This window comes from Saccharomonospora azurea NA-128 (assembly GCF_000231055.2).
Taxonomy (GTDB): Bacteria; Actinomycetota; Actinomycetes; order Mycobacteriales; family Pseudonocardiaceae; genus Saccharomonospora; species Saccharomonospora azurea.
Genome location: NZ_CM001466.1, coordinates 4,606,658 through 4,627,515, shown reverse-complemented (window position 1 = coordinate 4,627,515; position 20,858 = coordinate 4,606,658). Strand labels below are relative to the sequence as shown.

Genomic DNA, 20,858 nt, shown 5'->3' with positions numbered 1-20,858 from the left:
GCGAGCGAGACCACGGCGAGCGAGACTGTCTCGGATACCAGACGGTGGGAGGTGACGCGTGGGGCGAAGCAGTGACGTGCCCGCGTTGCGGCGGGGGTTGGCCCTGCTGCGTCTGCTGGCGGCGAAGGCGGAGCCGATGACGGCGAGCGCCGTGGCCCGCGAGTTGCAGCTGCCGCGTTCCACGACCTACCACCTGTTGTCCGAGCTGGTGGCGGCCGGGTTCGTCACTCACCTGCCGGAGCAGCGCCGCTACGGCCTCGGGGTGGCGGCGTTCGAGGTGGGCTCGGCCTACCTGCGGCACAACCCGCTGGAGGAGCTGGCCCGCCCGCTGCTGCGCGCCCTCACCGAGCGGATCGGGCTCACCGCCCACCTGGGCGTTCTGCACGGCGCCGAGACGCTCTACCTGCTGCGGGAGCAACCTCGGTGGCCGCTGGGACTCGTGACCGAGGTCGGGGTGCGCCTGCCCGCGCACCTGCCCGCGTCGGGCCGCGCGATCCTCGCCCATCTGCCCGCGGCCCAGGTGCGGGCGCTGTTTCCCCACGCCCGGAGTTTCGTCCTCCGCACCGGGCGCGGGCCCACCGATCTGCCGCGCCTGCGCCGCGTGCTGTCCGAGGAGCGCCGCAGGGGATGGGCCGTCGAGGACGGCTACGTGACCCCGGGCTTCGCCTCCGTCGCCGCGCCGGTCGTCAACCCGGACGGCAGACCGATCGCCGCGATCAGCGTGACGTTCCGGCACGAGTGCGACGGCGACGGCGAGTGCGGGCGGCGGTGGCCGGAACTGGCGGCCGAGGTGCGCGCCTCGGCCGCCGAGCTCACGGCGCGAGTCGGCGGCTGAACCACCGACCCGGTGGTCAGGATTCGGTCGAGCCTTCCGCCCGACGACGACGCGCGACCACCAGCGTCACGGCACCGGCGAGCACCACAGCCAGCCCGACACCGCCGAGAGTCACCGCGTCGACCCCGGTGGAGGCGAGCTCGTCGACGTCCTGAGCCTGCTTCGATACGGGATCGGCCGAGTCGGCGGGAGTCGACCCCGTCGGCGCATCCCCACCGTCTCCCCCGGCACCGGGCAACGGCTTGTTCGGCCCCGGGACGACTTCGACGGTGTTGGTGTTGTAATACAGGCTGTACTCGGCATGCACCAGAAGGTGCAAGGCCGCACCGTCCGCGCGTTGCCACGGCCCGAAGACCTCGATGTGATACATCCCGGCCTGGTGGTCGGCGAACGCTGCCCGGCCCCGTTCGTCGGTCTCCGCCGTCACCATCGGGGTGTCCGCATCGCGGTCGCGCAACCCGACAGTCACGCCCGACAGATATTCGTCGTCGTCCACAACGCCGTCCTCGTCGCGGTCGTGGAACACCTTGACCGCCGCATCAGCGGTCCGTCCCGGTACCTTCGCCCGATCCAGAGCGTGCGGGTGGCCGCTGATGTCCTCGCCCGGGCCGAAGTCGCAGCCGAGTGTGACGAACCCGTAGTCGGCGGCACCGTCGCGCACGACACCGGTGACCTGATAGGTCTTCGTGGTGTGCGCTGGGACGGTGACCCCCTTCGATCCCCACACCAGGTCGCCCCAGTGCTCGGCATCCTCGACTCCGCCGAGTTCGTCGCTGCTACCGGCACCCGAGCAGAACGCTGTGACGCCCCGCAGCGGCTCGTCACCGTTGTTGGTCAACGTGACTGTCACCTGCGCTGTGTCACCGGGCCGGTAGGTGTCCTGGGTGAACTTCACGGTGGGCACGAGAACGTCGGAAACCGGGCGCGTACGGCGGAACTGAAGGTCGGTGTGGTCGCCTGAACCGTCGACGCGGACAGGGATCGAGTACGGCCCGATCCAGTCAGTGCCGCTCACACTGAGCTCGTAAAGACCTGCGGACACGTCGTCGAAGGCGAAACGTCCGTCGGAGCCGGTCTTGACCTTCCGGAAATGGTTTCCCGGAAAACGATTCAACTGGATGGTGACCCCCGCCAGGCCTTCACCATCGTCCAGCACTCCGTTGCCGTTGCCGTCCCCGTAGACCGTTCCGGTCACGGGATGGGTCGGGGTCGGAGGAACGACCGGCACCACGATGCCGCCGATCTCGTTGTTGCTCCAGCGCACCTCGTCCGGACTCTGGGCGGACACCCTGATCGCCGCGACCTCACCGCTCTCCCAGGACTTGGGTGTGACCGCCAGATCGAACGTGACGGTCGCCCCGGCGCGCAACGTCGCGCCGTCAGGCCAGGTGAACCCCTTCCACTGCTCGCGGGGCACGCTGACGGAGAAATCGTCCTCGCCGTGGAGATAGACGATGACTTCATGGGCATCGGCGTCACCGATGTTGCTGACGGTCACCGTCACGGGCATCTCCTCACCGAGGAGGTACTGCCCGTCGCCCACCGACGCATCGACCGCGAGGTCCGCGCCGCTCACCGGTGGTTCGTCCGACTCGACGGGCGTGGTGGGCGTCGTCGTCGACGGGGGTGCCGTCGTGGACGACGTCGACGGCACTGCGGTCACGTCCTCCTCGTCGGCGACGGCCGCAGGGACGGTGACGGTTCCCAGAACCAGAACGGCGGCGAGACCCGCCAGCACCCGGGAGACTCGCCCGGATCTTCGAGAGTAAGACACAACGACCTTTCCGCTCGATCACGACACAACGAGCCGGGAACTTACGCGGCGGTGCCCACGCCGGCGCCCGAAAGACGATCACCGAGACGAAGCGTTACCGACCCGGGACGCGGACGTCATCGGGGAAAGGCCCGTGCGTAACACCACCGGAGGCCGGGTACTCACGGCCCACGGGCGCGCACCACACGAAGGCGGTGAGGGCATGGCGGACGACACCGTCGTCATCGTCGGAGCGGGGCTCGCGGGCGCGAAGGCCGCCGAGACCTTGCGCGCCGAGGGGTTCTCCGGCGCGATCCGGCTCGTGGGTGCCGAGGAGGAACTGCCGTACGAGCGTCCGCCGTTGTCGAAGGACTATCTACTCGGCGACGCCGAGCGCGCGAGCACGGCCGTCCACGAATCCGGTTGGTACGCCGACAACGAGGTGGATCTCCTGCTCGGCACGGCGGCGGTCGACGTCCACCGCGACACCCGTGACGTGGAGCTGGCGGGCGGGCGGCGCCTCGCGTACACGCACCTGATCCTCGCCACGGGGGCGAGCCCGCGCCGCCTGTCGTTGCCGGGCGCCGAGCTGAAGGGCGTGTACTACCTGCGCGAACTGCGCGACTCCGACCGGATCCGCGCGGCACTGCGCACCGGCAACCCGGTCGCCGTGATCGGCGGGGGCTGGATCGGGCTCGAAGTGGCTGCGGCTGCCTGGCAGTACGGCTGCCCGGTGACGGTGGTGGAGCCGCAGACCGTGCCGTTGGGGTCCACGCTGGGCACGGAGGTCGGGCAGTACTTCGCCGACGCGCACCGCAGGCACGGCGTCAGGGTGCTGACCGGGCAGCGACCACGCTCCCTCATCGGGTCCGGCCACGTCATGGGGGTCACGACGGACGCGGGTGAGGAGATCGAGGCCGACACCGTGCTGATCGCCGTCGGCGCGTCACCCAACACGGCTCTGGCGCGAGGCGGTGGCCTGCCGCTGGACGACGCGAATCACGGCATCGTGGTGGACGAGTACCTGCGCACGGCCGACCCCACGATCGCCGCGGCGGGTGACGTCGCCTCCGCGCGCCACCCGTTCTACGGCAGGCACGTGCGGGTGGAGCACTGGGCCAACGCGCTGGGCATGGGCCCCGCGGCGGCGCGCACTCTGCAGGGGCGTGGGCAACCCTACGACGAGTTGCCCTTCTTCTACACCGACCAGTACGACATCGGGATGGAGTTCATCGGGCTGCTGGATCCGCGTGCGTCCCACGACCTGGTGGTTCGGGGCGACATGGAGGAGAACAGCTTCCACACGTTCTGGCTCGCGGACGGCCGCGTGGTGGCGGGCATGCATGTCAACCGGTGGTCCGACGGCATCGAGCCCGCCAAACGGCTCATCCGCAGCCGCGCCACCGTGGACGCCGCGCGGCTCGCCGATCCGTCGGTGCCGCTCGACGGCGTGGAGGTCGGCGCGCACTGACGGCGCCGACCCCACAACCCGTCAGCTCCGCTCGGCCAGCGCGCTCAGGATGCCGGCCACCAGCGCGGTCCTGCCGGGAAGGTGGTCGAGCAGCACGTGCTCGTGCCGAGCGTGCGCTCCCGAACCGACCGCGCCGAGTCCGTCCAGCACAGGACGGCCGAGCGCCGACACGAAGTTGCCGTCGCTCGCACCGCCGACGGCGACGCCGTCGAGCTCCGCCCAGCCGAGTTCCTCCGCCACGCCCCGCGCCACCGCGAACAGCGCCCGGGACGCGTCGTGCGCGACCATGGGCGGCCGGTTCCACTCCCCGTTCACGGTGAGCTGCGCGCGGGGGTCGGACAGGCGCAGCCCGGCGAACACCGCGTCGAGCCGCTCCAGCTCCGCCGGGTCGGAGACGCGGATGTCGATGCCGCACGTCGCGTGCCGGGCCACGACGTTGCGGCCGGTGCCGCCCCGGATCAGCCCGACGTTGATCGTCGTGCCCTTCTCCGGCGCCGCGGCACCGACGATGGCGGGAACGAGTTCGGCGAGCTGGTGGATGGCACTGACACCGGCATCCGGGTCCAGGCCCGCGTGCGACTCGATGCCCTCCACGGTGACGTCGAAGAGGCCGACACCCTTGCGCACCGTCTTCAACGCGCCGTCGGCCGACGCCTCCAGGACGAGCGTGGCGAGCGTGTCCTCGCTGAGCCGTTCGATGTGGGGGCGGGCGGCCGGGCTGCCGATCTCCTCGTCGCCGTTGAACAGCAGCCGCACCGTCGGCCTCGGCAGGTCGAGCTCGCGCAGACACCGCAGCGCCCACACCGCCTGCACGATGCCGTGCTTCATGTCGAACACGCCCGGTCCGGTCGCGCGCCCGTCCCGGACCTCGAAGGGCCACTCGGCGAGCGTGCCCGCGGGCCACACGGTGTCGTAGTGGCAGAGGATCAGCACCGTGCCCGGGCAGGTTCCGGTGTAGGTGGCGTGGAGCGCGTCGCCCCACTCCCCGCCGTCGTACCGGGTCGTCTCGTCCGGCTCACCCAGCCGCTCGACCAGCCAGCGCGAGAGCGCGTCGAGACCGCGGTCCAGCAGCACCTTGTCGTCGCTGGGGGTCTCCAGCTCCACGAGCATGCGGAGGTCGTCGGTCAGCTCCGGCAGCGCCCGTTTCGTCCAGGCGGCCACGTCGTCCAGTGACATCTTTCGTTCTCCTCGGTGTCGAAGGCTCAGCGGACGTCCACGCCCGGACCCAGCGGGATACCGAGCAGCCACCAGGCGACGAACAGCAACGTCCACGACACCAGCACCACCATCGAGATGGGCAGCGTCAGCGACATCAGCGTGCCGATGCCCGCCTGCTTGCGGTAACGCTGCAGGAAGCCCAGCGCCATCACGAAGTACGGGCTCATGGGGCTGATCAGGTTGGTCGCGGAGTCGGCGATGCGGAAGACGGCCTGCGTGGTCTCCGGCGGCACGTCCAGCAGCATGAACATCGGCACGAACACCGGCGCGATCAGAGTCCACTGCGCCGACCCGCTCGTGATGAAGATGTTCATCACCGCGGCGACGAGGATCATGCCGATGAGCATCGCCAGCGGGTGCACGCCGAGGGCGTCGAGCAGGTCCGCGCCCCGCACGGCGATGACCTCGCCCATCGAGGTCCACTTGAAGTAGGCGATGAACTGGCTCGCCGCGAAGAAGAGCACCATCACCGGCGCCAGGTCCCGCACGCCGACGGCCATCGCCGCCGGGATGTCGCCTGCCTTGGGCAGCGTGCCGACGACCCGGCCGTAGACGGCGCCCATGAGCAGGAACGCCAGCCCCAGCACCACCGCGATCCCGGTGATGATCGGCGAGCTCAGCACACCGCCGTCCTCGCCGCGGAACGGCGACGCGGGCGGGATGAGCGCGGCGGCCACGAGCGCCGCCAAGACCAGCAGAGCCAGACCGGAGTAGCGCAGGCCCTTGCGTTCCTGGGCGGTCAGTTCCATCTCGCCGAGGCTCTGGTCGACGCCGTCGCCGTCGACGGACATGTTCGCCGTGCGCTTGCTGAGCAGGAACTCGGTGACCAGCGTGATGACCAGCGCGAGGACGACCGCCGACACCGCCGTGAAGAAGTAGTTCGCCAGCGGGTTGACCACGTGGTCCGGGTCGATCAGCCCGACCGCGCTCGTGGTGATGCCCGCGAACAGGACGTCGCTCGCCGTGACGAGCACCGAGGCGTCGTAGCCGGCCGAGATCGAGCCGAACGCCACGACCGTGCCGAGGATGGGGCTGCGCCCCGCCGCCTTGAACACGAGCGCGCCCAGCGGGATGAGCACCACGTAGGCGGCGTCGGAGAGCACGCTCGCGCACACGCCGGTGAACGCCAACGCGAAGGTCAGGTACTTCGCCGGCACGCGGGTCACGGTGCGGCGCAGCAGCGCGGAGAGCATGCCGCTGCGCTCGGCGACCGAGACGCCGAGCATCACCACGATGATGAGCGCCAGCGGTGGGAACGTCGCGAAGTTCTCCACCGCGTCGCCCACCATCATGTGCAGGCCCTCGGCGGAGAGCAGGCTCTTGATCTCGACGCGTTCGCCGTCGGCCGGGGAGATCGCGAACGCGCCCAGCGCGTCCAGGATCGCGCTGAGGGCCACCACGACCCCGGCCATGATCACGAACAGCCAGAAGGGGTGCGGCAGCTTGTTGCCCAGCCGCTCGATGCCCGCGAGCACTCGCAGTGTCACGCGCACGGTGCGGGAGGTCTTCTCTGTGGAGACCGTCTCTGTCGTCTCGGCCACGGTCGATGAGTCCGTTCGGGTCGGGCTGGAAGGAAGTTCCGAGAATTACAAGCCGACTGGGCAGATTAGTCAAGAGGCGCCCGAAAATGCCATATCTATTCAGAAGTGGTGGGTCGGTGCTACATTCCGTGCATGAGCGCGTCCCTCGACGCCGAGGACTTGGACCTCGTCGCGGCCCTTCAGGTGGCCCCCCGCGCCCCGCTGTCCCGGCTCTCCGAGGTGCTCGGCTGGTCGTCGAGCACGGTGAGCCGTCGGCTCGCGCGCCTGGAGGCGGCCCGGCTGCTGCGGGTCATCGGGCAGCTCGACTGGTCACTCACCGGGCACGGCAATCCCTGGCACGTGTGGGTCGACACCGCACCGGGCGAGGCGGACAAGGTGGCGAGCGCCCTCGCCGAGCTGTCCGCGACCCAGTTCGTGGCGACCACCGCGGGACGCGCCGACGTCTTCTGCACGATGCAGGCCGCTCAGGCCGACGGCATACCGGCGCTGCTGGACCGCGCTCCCACCCTCGACGGCGTGCGCTCCACCCACACCGAACTCGTCCTGCGCGGGGTGACGAAAGCCGACTCGTGGCGGCTCCCGCGGCTCACCGAGGAACAGGTGGCGGCACTGTCCCAGGACGACGGCGAGGGCCTCGACGAGCCGGTCGCACTCGACGACGAGCTGTGGGCGACTCTGCGTCTGCTGCGGCGGAACGGTCGCATCGCGACGGCCCAGGTGGCCCGCGAGCTCGGTGTCGGCCAGTCCACCGCCTACCGCATGGTGCAGTCACTGCTGCGGCGCGGGATCGTGCGCCCGCGCGTGGAGATCGAACCGAGTGTCCTCGGCTACACGCTCGAAGCCATCGTGGCACTCACCGTCACGCCCTCGGCCATCAAACCCGTCGCCGAGGCCCTGGCCGAACATCCCTCCGCCCGCTACGTGACCGTCGTCGCGGGCAGCTCCTCGGTGGTGCACCACGGCGTCTTCGAACACGAGGACGCCCTGGCCGCACTGCTGACCGAGGACCTCGCCCACCTTCCGGGCATCGCGTCGTTCGACGTGTCCGTGGTGCACGAGGTCCGCAAACGGTACTGGCTCGGCCGCGCCGACGGCCGCCTCGACGACTGAACCTCCGAGGCGGTCGGGCCCGTCAGCGGGCCACCCCGGTGTCGGCGTCGTCCCACACGCGGCGGGGATCCGCGTCGATCGACACCGTCGTCTCGTAGCGCCTGGTCCGCCCTCGCTGTCCGTCCCGTCGTGCCGCCCATTGTGGCCACCTGCACCGACGAAAACCGGCTGCGCCCGGTCGGCGCATGGTGTGTAGTCGCGACATGACGATCACCTTGAGCATCCCCGCGGTCGGCGGCCTGCCCGCGGCGGTGGACGCGCTCCGGCACTGGCAGGACGACGACGCACCGTGGCAGCTGCACCCGGGTGACGTCGGCTGGTACTGGCGGTTCGGCGCCGACGCCACGGCCGCCGCGCTACGGACCTGGCGCCGCGGCGCGCGGATTCTCGCCGTCGGCCTGCAGGACGGTCCGGCCCTGTTGCGGCTGGCCCTCGCGCCGGACGCTCTGCGGGACGAGGAGCTCGCGCACCGGCTGGTGGACGACCTCGGCGATCCGCGGCGCGGCGTGCTGCCGGACGGGCCGGTCTCCCTCGAAGCACCGGCGAACTCCCTGGTGCGGGACCTGTTGCCCGAACGCGGCTGGAGCGCCGACGAGTCGTGGACGTCCCTGAGACACGACCTCACGCAGCCGGTTCCGGATCCCGGTGTGCGGGTCGAGGTGGTCGGTCGCGAGCACGCGGACGTGCGCGCCGCCGTCCAGCGGGCGGCGTTCTCCGGGTCGACGTTCACGGCCGAGCGCTGGCACGCCATGGCTTCCGGCGTCCCGTACTCCGACGCGCGGTGCCTGCTCGCCTTCGACGGGGACAAGGAAGACGACGCCGTCGCGGTGGTCACGGTGTGGTCCGCGGGTCCGGGACGGCCGGGACTCGTGGAGCCGATGGGCGTGCATCAGGACCATCGCGGGCGTGGTCACGGGCGTGCGATCACCGTCGCCGCCGTCGCGGCGCTGGTGAAGCTGGGCGCGTCCAGCGCGATCGTGGCCACACCGACCGCGAACGTCGGCGCCCTCGCCACCTACACCTCGGCCGGATTCCGACCTCGTCCGGACATCCGGGATTTGCGCCGCGACGCCTGACCCGCGCCCGGGCCGTCAGCCGGCGATGCCGTCGAGGGCCGCGAGCGCGTCGTCCGGCAGCTCCAGCGCCGCCGCGGCGACGTTCTCGCGCAGGTGCGCCACCGACGACGTGCCGGGGATGACGCAGATGTTGGGCGACTGGTGTAGCAACCACGCGAGCGCCACCGCCTGCGGCGAGGCGCCGAGGTCCTTCGCCACGCTGGTCAGGGTGTCGGACTGGATCGGGCTGAAGCCGCCCAGCGGCCAGAACGGCACGTAGGAGATGCCCTGCTCGGCCAGCGACGCGATGAGCGCCTCGTCACCCCGGTGCGCGACGTTGTACCAGTTCTGCACGGTGACGACCGGCGCGATCGACTGCGCCTCCCGCACCTGCTCCTCGTCGACGACACTGACCCCGAGGTGCCGGATCAGCCCCTGCTCCCGCATCTCGGCCAGCGCACCGAACGGTTCGGCGAGCGAACCGGGCACGGGCGAGTGCCCGTCGGGACCGCCACCGACGCGCAGGTTGACGACGTCGAGCACGTCCACGCCCAGCGTGCGCAGGTTCGACTCGACCTGCTGGCGGAGCTGCTCGGGCGAGCGCGCGTGCGGCCAACCACCGTTCTCGTCGCGCACGGCCCCGACCTTGGTGACGATGTGCAGGTCCTCGCCGAACGGCGCGAGCGCCTCGCGGATCAGCTCGTTGGTGACGTGCGGGCCGTAGAAGTCGGCGGTGTCGATGTGGTCGACACCGAGTTCCACGGCGGTGCGCAGCACGGCGATCGCCTCGTCACGATCCTTCGGCGGCCCGAACACGCCGGGCCCGGCCAGCTGCATCGCGCCGTATCCCATCCGGGACACGGTGGGACCTCCGGCCATCGTGAACGTCCCACCCGGACCGCTGCCCGCCATACTCGTCGTCCCTTCTCCCGGCACTTCGCCCTCGACGTCCGCATTATCCACCGCTGCCGCGACGCCCTGAAAAAGGTGTGCGCGGGCCGGAGCCCGGCTGACATGCTGGGGCCATGGATGACGAGCACGAGCCGTCCGCGTGGCACACCGTTCCCGTCACCGAGGACCTCGTGCACGGCGCGATCGAGCTGGAGCGCACGGAACACGGGCTGCTGCCCCATCGGCTGCCCGCCCGCGCCCGCGCGCAATGCGCGGATCCTCAGCTGCACCTGGCGGAAAGCCAACCCTCGGGTGTGCGGCTCGTGTTCCGCACGCGGGCCACGGTCGTCGAGCTCGACACGTACTCCACCCGCGTCGAGTACCGAGGCGTTCCACCACGTCCACGCGGCGTGCACGACCTGCGCGTCGACGGCGTTCTCGCCGCGCAGGCGAGCGCGACCGGCGGCACGGTCGTCAGCATCGACCCGAGTACCGGAGCCACCGAGACCCGCCCCGGCCCGGTGAGCACCGTCCGCTTCGACGGACTCGCCCCGCACGACAAGCGGGTGGAGATCTGGTTGCCGCACAACGAAAGCACGCGCCTCGCCGCACTGCGCACCGACGCTCCCGTCGAGCCCGCGGCGAGCGGAAGCCGCAGGATCTGGCTGCACCACGGCAGCTCCATCAGCCAGGGCTCCAACGCCGCGAGCCCGAGCACGACGTGGCCCGCGCTCGCCGCATCGCTCGGCGACGTGGACTTGATCAACCTCGGGTTCAGCGGCAGCGCCCTGCTCGACCCGTTCACCGCCCGCGCTCTGCGCGACACGCCCGCCGACCTGATCAGCGTCAAGATCGGGATCAACGTGGTCAACGCCGACGTGATGCGCCGCCGCGCCTTCGTCCCGGCGGTGCACGGTTTCCTCGACACCATTCGCGAGGGTCATCCCACGACTCCGCTGCTCGTCGTCTCGCCGCTGCTGTGTCCGATGCACGAAAACACGCCGGGCCCGGGCGAGTTCGACACCGCCGCCCTGCGCGAGGGCGTCGTGCGCTTCCGCGCCACGGGCGACCCCGCCGAGCGGGCCGCGGGCAAGCTGACGCTCACGGTCATCCGCGACGAGCTCGCCGACATCGTGGCCCGCCGATCGGACCCGAACCTGCACTACCTCGACGGCCGGACCCTCTACGGCGAGTCGGACGCCACCGAACTCCCTTTGCCCGACGCACTCCATCCCGATGCCGAGACCCACCGCCGCATCGGCGACCGTTTCGCGGCGTGGGCCTTCGCCGACGGGCCGTTCGCGGGGCGCAGTTGAGGTCGGACGCCGAAGACCGGCACGACTACCGGTCCGGAACGTCGAGCAGCCCGTCGGCCAGACCGTCAACAAGTTGCCTGCCGAGCAGGTCCGCGAGTTCGCCCGCCTCCCGCAGCCGCTCCCGGAACAAGCGCACGGCCCGGAAGGCCCTGCCCAGCCGTTGTTGCTCGGCAATGGGCAGCAACGGCACTCCGACGCGCCGGACGTCGAGTCGCCTCGCCCCGGACACCGTGGTGCCGCCCGCCGCGGTCGTGCGGCTCGCGGACAGGTAGCCCGCGAGGAATTCGGCGTCGAGGCGGGCCGGATCGACCCGGAGCAGGTGCAGGTTGGGGCCCAGGATCAGCCCCGGCTCCTCGACGACGCCCGCCACGGCATGCGTGCCGCCTGCGACGAGGGTGGGAACGACGACGTCACCCGGCACGAGGTGCACGAGTTCGGTGTCCACGGTTCGCGCCAGCCGCAGTGTCGGGCCCACGCCGTCGGCGACATCCCGGCCGGTCAGTACCAGCTCACCGGCAACTTCGTCCGAATCGGACAGTTCGAGCTTGCCGGTGTGCTGCCGCACAGTCAACGCTCCGGCCTTGGCGAGCTCGGAGATCGTCAGGGTCGGGTGCGTCCCCGGCGGCTGTGCCGTGACGGTGGGCAGTAGTTCGGCCGCGTCTGTCAACACCTCCCGCAACCGGCGCCGCCGGACGTCCAGCTCTGCCGGGTCGACGACCGCGCGCGGCATGGGCAGGTGGCGTGCCGGAGTCAGGTCGACGTCCTCGTCGAGGAGGTCGATCGCCTGCACGATGTCGTGGCGGCCCGGCACCGGTTCGAACGCGCCGCCGCGGAACGCCTTCCACGGTTCCAGGACGGCGGAGCGTAGCGCGGGCCAGTCGGCTTCACCGCGTGCCCGGCCCCCGTGCTCGCTCGCGTCCACCAGCAGGACGGACATCGGTGTGTCGTCGTCGGCGGGCGCTCGGAGCAACCAGAGATGCAGCGGTATTCCCGTGGTGGCGAGCAATCCGGCGGGCAGGGCGAACACGGCGCGCACCACTCCCCGGCGGACGAGTTCCTTGCGGACGAGCCGCCCGGAACGGCGGGAGGCGACGGCGGCGGGCAGCAACCCGACCACGAACCCGCCGGGACGGACGTGTGCCAGGCAGTGCTGAAGCCAGGCCAGCTCCGGCTCGTTCTTCACCGGAAGCCCGTAGTCCCAGCGCCGGTCGACGCCGAGCTCCTCGTAGCCCCAGTCGCGATAGCCGAAGGGCGGCTCGCAGAACACGACGTCGGCCCGCATGTCGGGATGGCCGTCGGCACGCAGCGCGTCGCCCGCGACCACGGAGGCGGGCGCGTGGAACCGCAGTCGTGCCTGCGCGAGCCGCGCGAGGTCCGGATCGAGTTCCTGGCCGAGGACTCTTTCCGCACCGCGCCCGGCGGCGGCCCGAAGCGCGTTGCCGATACCGCAGGCCGGGTCGAGTACGACTCCGTGCGGATCGGACAGTTCCGCCATCAGTTCCGCGAGTTCGACGGTGGTGGCGGAGTGCCGCCGCCTCGACGCCTCGACGTGACGCAGGCAGAGCTGTTCGGCGGTGTCGGCGCGGGCAGCTGCCTCGATCCGGTCGACCTCGTCCCGCACCGGGGCGGGGAGGTCGACTCCGGAATGACCGTGCAGGTGTTCGAGCACGTCCCCGAGCAGTCGGGTGATCTCCGTGTCGTCGCGCCCGACGGAGACGGCCCGCCACAAGGTGTCCTCCCCGTCCGCGGCGCGAAGCTTTCCCTGGCTCCGTAGCCATCGCTCGACCTCGGCCAGCCGGAATCTGCTTCCCGCCGAACCACTCACCGGTTCCGGGAAGTCTGGATGGCGACGCCGCCAGTTACTGACCGCCGCCCGTCCGACTCCCGCCAGCCGCGCCACGTCCGCCGCGCTCACCAGGTTCTCTTCGCCGTGCACCGCACCCCCATTCACCAGCGTGAACATACCACACACCAATCTCGTTGTTGACTATGTTCACAGCACATGCTTCACTTTGCTCGTTCACAACGAGTCTCGGGTCCACGACGCTCCGGCCTCCCTCCACCGAGCTGGCAGCCCACGACCGGACCCGTTCGTCCGAAACGCTTCACCGGGGGACCTTCCATGCAGATGAACCAGCTCGCGGAACAGGTCGCAGCCGCCCGCGCCGGGGACAGGGACGCCACGAACGCCCTCTTCACGGCGTTGCGACCGAAGGTCATCCGCTACTGCCGTGCCCGCATCCGCCCGAACGGGCACGACCACACGGCCGCCGACGACGTCGCCCAGGAGGTTTTCGCGGCGGTCCTGGCCTCACTGCACCGCTTCCGGGGCCAGGAGGCCAGTTTCCTGTCGTTCGTCTTCGGCATCGCCGCCAACAAGGTGGCCGACCACCACCGGGCCCGCAGCCGGGACCGCGCCCACCTGGCCGCCGACCCGGTGGACAGTGCCGATCCGCAGCCCGGCCCGGAACAGCGGGTGTTGCGCGCCGAACTCGGCGAGCGGATGCGTGAGCTGCTCGGACTGCTGACCGAGGCACAGCGCGAGATCCTCGTGCTGCGCGTGGCCGCGGGCCTGAGCGCAGCCGAAACGGCCACGATCGTGGGTTCGACCCCGGCGGCGGTGCGGGTGGCGCAGCACCGCGCACTCCAGCGGCTGCGCCGCCATCTCGACGGAGGCGATGCAGGAACCATGCGTCCCCTGCGTGCCGACGCCCTTCAGGTGGCAAGACACCGGCCGTTGACTTCGCACGGCATGACAGCCGGGCTTCCGAGCTCTTCTCCGACATGATCCGATGGCGTGTTCCAACGGCCACGAAAGATTCGGGATTCCGTCGGACCGAGCCCCTACGCTGGCCCGCGCTGGAGGTGTGATGGAGCGGATCCCCCCGGAATTGTTCCGGTTCAGCGTCGGCGAGAACGCCGACACCTACACAGCGATTCTGCGCGCATTCGCGGAGGCCAACGAACGGCTGGAGACCTCGCTGAGCCTCGACGAAGTGCAACAGCGGTTGCGCACGGTGGGCTGGTTCGGCGCCCTGACCAACGACGACCTCGCTCGCGATTTACAGAAGCTGCGGGACTGGCAACTCGTCGACGTCATCCAGAACCACGCGGAGAACTACCGTACAGCCGAGGAATACGAGCGCCGTAACCTGCAGTACTCCCTCACCAAACGTGGTGAGGCTGCCTTCGCCGGTGTCCAGCACGCGTTAACCGTGCTGGCCTCCACCGGGGCGTTGCAAACAGCCGTGCTGGATGCCATTGCCGACCGACTGGCAGAGCTGCACAAGCTACTCACGGACGCTGCGGCGAGTGATCGGAAGATATTCACCACGCTCACCGAGCTGGAGAACCACCTGGACGCCCTGCGCACCAACACGAAGCAGTTCAACAGCGAGCTGCAACGGCTGCTGCGGGCGGAAAGCGCCGACCTCACGACCTTCCGCGAGGTCAAGACCGCCACAGTGGCTTATCTGGAGGAGTTCCTGACCAATTTGGAGCGGCGAGCACAGGCGATCGCGGATGGTATAGGCCACCTCGAGAAACACGGTCTGAACACCCTGCACGAGCGCGCACTGACAGGGGCCGACCTGCCCCCATCACCCGGGAATGAGGTCCGAGCAAGCTGGCTGGCACTCCGACGCAGCCGTTGGGCCGGCCTGCGTGCATGGTTCCTGCCCGAGGACGACACACCCCCGCGAGTGGAGCAGCTCCATGTGGTCGCGCGACGGGCTATCGTGACCCTGCTGCAGGTACTCGACCGGATCGCGGAATCGCGCCACCGGGCCGGCAGTGCGGTCGCTGATTTCCGGGAACTGGCCCGTTGGTTCACCCTGGCGCCGACGGAGAACGACCTGCATCGGCTGTTCTCAGCGGCGTTCGGGCTCGGCTCCGCCCGCCACGCACACCTGGCCCAACCAGATCCGGAGCTCGTCAGTTCGTCGACCTCCTGGCACGAGGGCCCACCGGTTCCGGTATCACCTCTGCTGCGAACCGCAGGCCGGACTGAAAAGGTCGCCCGCACCGGCAGGGTACGCGATGTCGCCGCGCTCAAACGCGAGAGAGCAGAACGCGCCCGCGCTCAACGGATGCAGCTGCGCCGCGCCTGGCGACAACTCGCCACAGGAGGGCCGGTTAGGCTCTCCACCTTCGCCGAGCTCGACCACGATACGTTCGAACGGCTGCTCGACCTGCTCGGCCGGGCACTGGCCACGCGACCGGACACCTCCGGTGCGCGCCGCGCTGCTACCACCGACGGCAGGGTGGAGATCGTGCTGCGTCCGCCGCACGACGGAGCACGAGCCTCGCTCCGCACACCTCGAGGTGTGTTCACCGGGCCCGACTACCTCGTCGACGTCAGTACCTCCGTCGCCGACGACAGCGACGACACCGTGGAGGAAGCGACGGCATGAGCAATCTTGCCAACCAGCTTGTCATCTCAGAGAAACAGGATGTCGCGAGAGGAGTCCGGTTGCTGCTGGCGACACCGCTGATCAGCGTGAGAACAGCACCGGACGCATTCGATCTGGTCCGCAGACGACATGGTCCCATCGCGAAGTGGTTCGACTACACGTGCGGATGGCGACTGGTGGTGGAACCGAGGTTCGGTTATGCCCGCCTTGCCAAGGTGACCAGCGAGCACGATCACACCCGGCCTGCACGCCGCTCACGGTCCGGCCGAGTCCCATTCGACCGCAGACGGTACACGTTGCTGTGTGTGATCGCGGCCGAACTACTGTCCGGGCCCGTCACGACAATCGGGTTGCTCGCCGATCGCGTGAAGTACGCGACTGCCACCGATCCGGTGTTGGAAACCTTTGACACCGCGGCGCGGTCCGAACGCATGGCCTATGTCGACGCACTCCGGCTATTGGAGTCCTATGGCGTGCTCGACACTGTCGATGGCAGTACGGATACGTTCGTGGATTCCCGTGAGGCCAAGGTGCTCTACCGGGTCGACACCACGTTGCTACTGCGGTTGTTGTCCGCACCGAGAGGTCCTTCACAGCTTGCCCCCTCGCCGGACGAGGTCGTGCAGCGCTGGGCGGAGCTGCTCACGGGGTTGACTCGGGAAACCCGTTACGGTGACGGGGAAATGTCGGCCTCCGATGTGCAACGCAATCTATGGTTACGGCACTCGATCTGTCGGAGATTGTTCGACGAGCCAGTTCTCTACCGGTGTGAACTCAGTGAGGAACAGAGCCACTATCTGGCCTCTCTCACCGGGCGGCAGGTGGTGCAACGCGCAGCCGAGCAGGCGGGGTTCGTGCTGGAGGAGCGTGCCGAGGGTTATCTGCTCGTCGATCCTGACGCGATCGCGACGGACCGCAAGTTCCCCGACGACTCGGGCACGGCAAACGTCGCGGGTCTGCTGCTCCTCGACACACTCGTCAGCGCTCCCCTAGGTCTGACCGTGGAGCAGCTTCACGCCGAGGCGGCAAGGTTGCTGACCCGGTTCCCGCGGTGGGCAAAAACGTACCGAGGTGAGGACGGCACCGAACGACTCGTGCACGACGCGCTCGACGTGCTGGCATCGTTCCGGCTCGTTGAGCACACCGGAAGCCAGGTACGTGCGCTGCCTGCAGCCGCGCGCTATTCCGTCACCGAGATCCGAACCAGCAAGGAGAGCTCGTGACCATCGCCGAACTGCCCACCAAAGCCGCCGCGGAAGCCGGTCGCTGGCAGCCCACGCGAGCCGGCATCCTCAATGTCTGGCGCTACTACGACGAGGTATTCGAATTCCACAACGGTCGGCTGCTGTTACGGGGGCCGAACGGCAGCGGCAAATCGAAGGTGCTCGAACTGTTGTTGCCGTACCTGTTCGACGCGAGCCTTCGCCCCAACCGCCTGTCCACGTTCGGCACCTCCGAGCGGACCATGCACTGGAACCTCATGGGAGAGGGCGCCTCGGGTACCACCCGGGTCGGCTACGTGTGGCTCGAGTTCGCCCGGAATTCTGACCACGACGAGTACGTCACCTGCGGAGCTAGACTGCAAGCCACCACCCGCACCACCGGCGTCACCGCTGACTACTTCACGACCTCGCTGCGGATCGGCACGGATCTCTCGCTGACCAACGCCTCCGGCCAGCCGTTGACCAAGGCTGTACTGGCCGAACAATTGCACGGCCGTGGAACGGTCCATTCGAACGCGTCGGAATATCGCGCCGCGGTGCGGCAGCTGCTGTTTCCCGGGCTGTCGGAGCAACGCTACGAAGCGTTGATCACCGCGTTGCTGCAACTACGCACACCGAAACTGTCGCAGCGTCTCGACCCTGGCCTGCTGTCCTCGCTGCTGTCCCGGGCGTTGCCGCCGCTGGATCAGGAGGACATCACGGAGCTGGCGGAGGGCTTTGAACGCCTTGACCAGCAAGGCGAGCGATTGAAGAAGCTGGACGAGGAGGTGGAGGCTGCACGGAAGATCTCCGCCCGGCAGCGCTCCTACGCCCAACGCGTGCTGCGCGCGGCGTCGGCCGACCTGATAGCTGCCACCACGAGAATGACCGAGGTAACCCGGGCCGCCCGGCAATCGGAAACCGAACACCAGGAGGCTGTCGTCGCGAGGACGGCTGCCCAACAACAACGCAAGGATCTTGCTGCGGCGATCCGGCAAACCGATGCCAGCATCGAGGGTTTGACGAAACACGACCTGTACGAAAAAGGCGAAGAGCTCGACGACCTACGCCGCCGCACTGGAAAAGCTCAACGAGCGGCTCGCGAGCAGGCCGCGGTAGCCGAGCGGAAGTCCACGGCCGCCGCCACCGACCGCGACGCGGCCGACGATGCGGCGCAGGCCGTAGAACAGTGGGTGGAACGAGTCCGTGTAGCGGCGGAGGAGTGCGCTGGTGTTGCCAGGCGTGCGGGACTCGACTCCGCCTACGGCGAGTTGGTCGACACGCTGGAACAGCCGAACGCCCACAGCAGGCAACTGCTGCGGGCAGCAGTACGGGGCCGGCGGAAGGCGATCGAGTCGGTGCGCCGAGCGCTGGACGAGCACGAGCGGGCCGTCGACGCGCGCACGGAGGCGGAGCACGGGCTGGAAGCCGCCCGGACGGAGCTGTCCCGAGCGAACAACCTCAAGGACACGCTGGCCGACCGGTACGACGACGTGCTGAAGGAGCACGAGCGAGCGCTCCTGGAGTGGGCGAGTGCGTGCAGGGAACTGGTTTTCGACGACACCACAGTACTGGTGGGGATCGCTGACTCCGAGGCAGCGATTCTGACTCGTATCGCCGAGGCGGCCGAGCGGCGTCAGCACGACCTCACGGTCGAGGAGACCACCCTCGCTGGGCGACGGCAACAGGTCGAAACCACGCGAGCCGAGCTGGTGATGCGCCTTGAGAAGCTGCAGAAGGAGGTTGACCTCCCGCCGAAGGCTCCGCCGCACCGCACCGCCGACCGCACCCGGATGGCGGGCGCGCCGCTGTGGCGGCTTGTCGCTTTCGCCGACCACGTCACGGCCCCGGTCCAGGCGGCCGTCGAGGCCGCTCTGCAGGCAGCGGGCCTGCTGGATGCCTGGATGAGTCCGTCGGGGGTGCTGGTGGTCGACGGCCACGACACATTCGTTGACGGCACCCTGCTCAAACCGGCACCAGGCCGTTCCCTGCGTGAGGTTCTAGTTGCCGAAGCGGGCGGCCCCGTGCCTGTCGAGCGGATCGAGGAGTTGCTGACGAGGATCGCGTTCGGGGACACACTACCGGATGAGCACCCCGCGGCATGTGGAGCCGACGGACGGTGGCGGCTGGGTGCAGCCACCGGTAGCTGGGCCAAAAACGACGTCGAACACATCGGCGCCGCGGCCCGCGAGCGGAGCAGGCAACGTCGTATCACCGAACTGACCGAGCAGCTCGACGACGCGGATCGGGAGCTTGCCGGCTTGAAGGCATGGTCCGAGCGACTCGCGCAGCGCCGCCGCACACTGGCCGTCGAACGCGAACGCCGGCCTCCGCACACCCGGGTCGATCAGGTCCGGAAGGAACTGAATGACGCAGAAAGCGCAGTGGCCACCGCCGACAGCCTGGTCCATGCGGCCTCGCAACGCCTGCACGATCACGAGGAGTCCGTGCGGCACGCCCAACATGCACTACACCTCGCGGGCACGGAATACGGCATGCCGACCGGGCGGGAGGCCCTGGAGAAGCTCGGTCACGCGTTGGAGGCGTTCCACGAGCGTGCCCAAATCTGGTTCGACCAGCACACCAGTCTGGTCACCGCCCGGTCGCGTGCCGAACTGCTCCTCGATGCGGCGGGACGGTCGGAGGCCGAGGCCGCCGAGCACCAAGCCACTGCCGAACGCACCGCCGAGGACGCGGAGATCCTCGCTGGAAAGCTTCGCACTCTGGAACGCCTGGTCGATGCCGACGATCTACGGCAGATCGTGGAGGAGCTGGAGCAACAGCGGTGCCTGCGGCAGCAACTCGTCGAACAGGACGAGCAGGCGGGTGAGCAACTCATGAAGCTGCACGGGCGGATCGGCGGCCTCGAAGCACGCCTCGCACAGGACGCTGAGCGCCGGAACGAGGCTGTCCTGGCACGCGACAACGCCGCTGATCGGTTCCACCGGCTGGCCACGAGCACTCTGATCGATGATGCCGACCTTGAAGCCGACTTCACAGGTTCCGGCGCAGTCACCGCGGCGCTGGAAGCCGCGCGAGCGGTGCATCGAAGTGGCCCACCCTTCCGCATGAGCCGAAACACATCAACGATGCTCTACACCGGTTGAACGAGACCGTGTATGCGTGCCGGGACGTGCTCAGTGGTCGTGCCGACCTCGAGTTGGAAGCGGACAACGAAGTGCGGGTGTTCACCGCTGTCCTGGACGGCACGCGAGTGGGTGCGCACGAGCTGCTCGAGACCTTGCGTGCCGAGGCCGAACGCAGTCGCGACGACCTCACCGAAGCGGAGCGGGAGCTGTTCGACCGAACCCTCACCGGTGACACGCGGCGTCAACTGGCCGACCGAATCCGGCAGGCAGGCGAGCTAGTCGACGCGATGAACGCGCGGCTCGAACGGGTCCGCACCGCTTCCCGGGTGGCCGTGCGACTGGTGTGGCAGGTCGATCAGGATCTTCCCGCCGGCACCAAGGACGCCCGGCAACTACTGCTCAAGGACCCGGTGTGGCTCTCGGAAACCGACCGGGAATCTCTGCACCGGTTCTTCCGGGAACGAATCGAAGCGGCCAGGGCCGACAACACCTCGTCGAACTGGCGGGAACAACTCGCGCAGGTCTTCGACTACACCGCCTGGCATCGGTTCGTGGTGAAGCTCGACCGTGCCGACGGCAAAGGATGGCAGCCGCTGACGAAGAAACTGCATGGCGCCCTGTCCGGTGGTGAGAAGGCGATCGCGCTGCACCTGCCGCTATTCGCCGCTGTGGCGGCGCACTACCAGGCGGTGCCGTCCGCGCCGAGGCTGATTCTGCTGGACGAGGTGTTCGTCGGCGTCGATTCCAGCAACCGCGGCCAGGTGTTCGAGCTGCTCGCTTCCCTCGACCTCGACCTGGTGCTGACCTCCGACCACGAATGGTGCGCCTACCGGGAGCTACCGGGTATCGCCATCCACCAGCTCGTGACCGACGACGACGATGATGCCGTGACCACGGCGCGATTTGTCTGGACCGGCATGGATTGGGCGGGTGAAGAACGTTGACTGTGCCCGACCCGTTGCGCG

Annotated in this window: 13 protein-coding genes and 1 pseudogene; 9 read left to right on the top strand and 5 right to left on the bottom strand. The window is 69.3% G+C overall.

The annotated features are described in order from the left end of the window. Positions 1-58 precede the first annotated feature (58 nt). Positions 59-835, top strand: a complete 777-nt coding sequence (locus SACAZDRAFT_RS21310) for an IclR family transcriptional regulator (protein ID WP_005445120.1) — start codon at positions 59-61, stop codon at positions 833-835. A 16-nt stretch (positions 836-851) separates the two neighbouring features. Here the strand turns inward: SACAZDRAFT_RS21310 and SACAZDRAFT_RS21305 are convergent, their stop codons facing one another. Next, the gene (locus SACAZDRAFT_RS21305; protein WP_232286321.1) at positions 852-2,498 is read right to left on the bottom strand and encodes an SdrD B-like domain-containing protein; all 1,647 of its coding nucleotides are present in this window, start codon (positions 2,496-2,498) and stop codon (positions 852-854) included. 313 nt (positions 2,499-2,811) lie between these two features. Between SACAZDRAFT_RS21305 and SACAZDRAFT_RS21300 the strand changes: the two genes are divergently transcribed. After that, entirely contained in the window at positions 2,812-4,059 is a 1,248-nt protein-coding gene (locus tag SACAZDRAFT_RS21300; protein ID WP_005445116.1) for an NAD(P)/FAD-dependent oxidoreductase, read from the top strand. A gap of 21 nt (positions 4,060-4,080) precedes the next feature. On the opposite strand, the gene SACAZDRAFT_RS21295 is transcribed toward SACAZDRAFT_RS21300, so the two are convergent. Then, entirely contained in the window at positions 4,081-5,235 is a 1,155-nt protein-coding gene (locus tag SACAZDRAFT_RS21295) for a M20 family metallopeptidase (protein WP_005445114.1), read from the bottom strand. Positions 5,236-5,261: 26 nt separating this feature from the next. Further along, the gene (locus tag SACAZDRAFT_RS21290; protein WP_005445112.1) at positions 5,262-6,818 is read right to left on the bottom strand and encodes an AbgT family transporter; all 1,557 of its coding nucleotides are present in this window, start codon (positions 6,816-6,818) and stop codon (positions 5,262-5,264) included. A gap of 132 nt (positions 6,819-6,950) precedes the next feature. On the opposite strand from SACAZDRAFT_RS21290, the gene SACAZDRAFT_RS21285 reads away from it, so the two are divergent. Together SACAZDRAFT_RS21285 and SACAZDRAFT_RS21280 are read left to right on the top strand one after the other, a co-directional pair. Next, complete coding sequence (locus SACAZDRAFT_RS21285; RefSeq protein ID WP_005445110.1) at positions 6,951-7,928, top strand: Lrp/AsnC family transcriptional regulator; 978 nt, start codon at positions 6,951-6,953, stop codon at positions 7,926-7,928. Between the two features lie 203 nt (positions 7,929-8,131). Next, positions 8,132-9,004: a GNAT family N-acetyltransferase gene (locus SACAZDRAFT_RS21280; RefSeq protein ID WP_005446661.1), complete on the top strand. Its 873-nt coding sequence runs from the start codon at positions 8,132-8,134 to the stop codon at positions 9,002-9,004. A gap of 15 nt (positions 9,005-9,019) precedes the next feature. On the opposite strand, the gene SACAZDRAFT_RS21275 is transcribed toward SACAZDRAFT_RS21280, so the two are convergent. Next, on the bottom strand, positions 9,020-9,895 hold the full coding sequence (locus SACAZDRAFT_RS21275; RefSeq protein WP_005445101.1) for an oxidoreductase: 876 nt from the start codon (positions 9,893-9,895) through the stop codon (positions 9,020-9,022). 113 nt (positions 9,896-10,008) lie between these two features. Between SACAZDRAFT_RS21275 and SACAZDRAFT_RS21270 the strand changes: the two genes are divergently transcribed. Then, positions 10,009-11,190 carry a GDSL-type esterase/lipase family protein gene (locus tag SACAZDRAFT_RS21270; protein ID WP_005445099.1) on the top strand — a complete coding sequence of 394 codons (1,182 nt, stop codon included), beginning with the start codon at positions 10,009-10,011 and terminating at the stop codon, positions 11,188-11,190. A gap of 25 nt (positions 11,191-11,215) precedes the next feature. Here SACAZDRAFT_RS21270 and SACAZDRAFT_RS21265 read toward each other — a convergent pair whose 3' ends face one another. Further along, positions 11,216-13,153, bottom strand: coding sequence for an N-6 DNA methylase (locus SACAZDRAFT_RS21265; protein WP_005445096.1), 1,938 nt, complete (start codon positions 13,151-13,153; stop codon positions 11,216-11,218). Between the two features lie 159 nt (positions 13,154-13,312). On the opposite strand from SACAZDRAFT_RS21265, the gene shbA reads away from it, so the two are divergent. The 4 genes and pseudogenes from shbA to SACAZDRAFT_RS21245 all read left to right on the top strand — a co-directional run bounded on the left by shbA (position 13,313) and on the right by SACAZDRAFT_RS21245 (position 20,837). Further along, entirely contained in the window at positions 13,313-13,978 is a 666-nt protein-coding gene (shbA, locus tag SACAZDRAFT_RS21260; protein ID WP_005445094.1) for an RNA polymerase sigma factor ShbA, read from the top strand. 82 nt (positions 13,979-14,060) lie between these two features. Then, on the top strand, positions 14,061-15,602 hold the full coding sequence (locus SACAZDRAFT_RS21255; RefSeq protein ID WP_005445093.1) for a TIGR02677 family protein: 1,542 nt from the start codon (positions 14,061-14,063) through the stop codon (positions 15,600-15,602). Next, the gene (locus SACAZDRAFT_RS21250) at positions 15,599-16,825 is read left to right on the top strand and encodes a TIGR02678 family protein (RefSeq protein WP_005445091.1); all 1,227 of its coding nucleotides are present in this window, start codon (positions 15,599-15,601) and stop codon (positions 16,823-16,825) included. Before SACAZDRAFT_RS21255 ends, SACAZDRAFT_RS21250 begins: the two co-directional genes overlap by 4 nt. After that, positions 16,822-20,837: pseudogene (locus tag SACAZDRAFT_RS21245) on the top strand (TIGR02680 family protein). The gene SACAZDRAFT_RS21250 and the pseudogene SACAZDRAFT_RS21245 overlap by 4 nt, the downstream one beginning before the upstream one ends. The last annotated feature ends 21 nt before the right edge of the window (positions 20,838-20,858 follow it).

Coding starts and splice junctions, on each gene's coding strand:
- SACAZDRAFT_RS21300 (WP_005445116.1), top strand. CDS start 2,812: ATGGCGGACGACACCGTCGTCATCGTCGGAGCGGGGCTCGCGGGCGCG.
- SACAZDRAFT_RS21295 (WP_005445114.1), bottom strand. CDS start 5,235: ATGTCACTGGACGACGTGGCCGCCTGGACGAAACGGGCGCTGCCGGAG.
- SACAZDRAFT_RS21285 (WP_005445110.1), top strand. CDS start 6,951: ATGAGCGCGTCCCTCGACGCCGAGGACTTGGACCTCGTCGCGGCCCTT.
- SACAZDRAFT_RS21280 (WP_005446661.1), top strand. CDS start 8,132: ATGACGATCACCTTGAGCATCCCCGCGGTCGGCGGCCTGCCCGCGGCG.
- SACAZDRAFT_RS21275 (WP_005445101.1), bottom strand. CDS start 9,895: ATGGCGGGCAGCGGTCCGGGTGGGACGTTCACGATGGCCGGAGGTCCC.
- SACAZDRAFT_RS21270 (WP_005445099.1), top strand. CDS start 10,009: ATGGATGACGAGCACGAGCCGTCCGCGTGGCACACCGTTCCCGTCACC.
- SACAZDRAFT_RS21265 (WP_005445096.1), bottom strand. CDS start 13,153: ATGTTCACGCTGGTGAATGGGGGTGCGGTGCACGGCGAAGAGAACCTG.
- shbA (WP_005445094.1), top strand. CDS start 13,313: ATGCAGATGAACCAGCTCGCGGAACAGGTCGCAGCCGCCCGCGCCGGG.
- SACAZDRAFT_RS21255 (WP_005445093.1), top strand. CDS start 14,061: ATGGAGCGGATCCCCCCGGAATTGTTCCGGTTCAGCGTCGGCGAGAAC.
- SACAZDRAFT_RS21250 (WP_005445091.1), top strand. CDS start 15,599: ATGAGCAATCTTGCCAACCAGCTTGTCATCTCAGAGAAACAGGATGTC.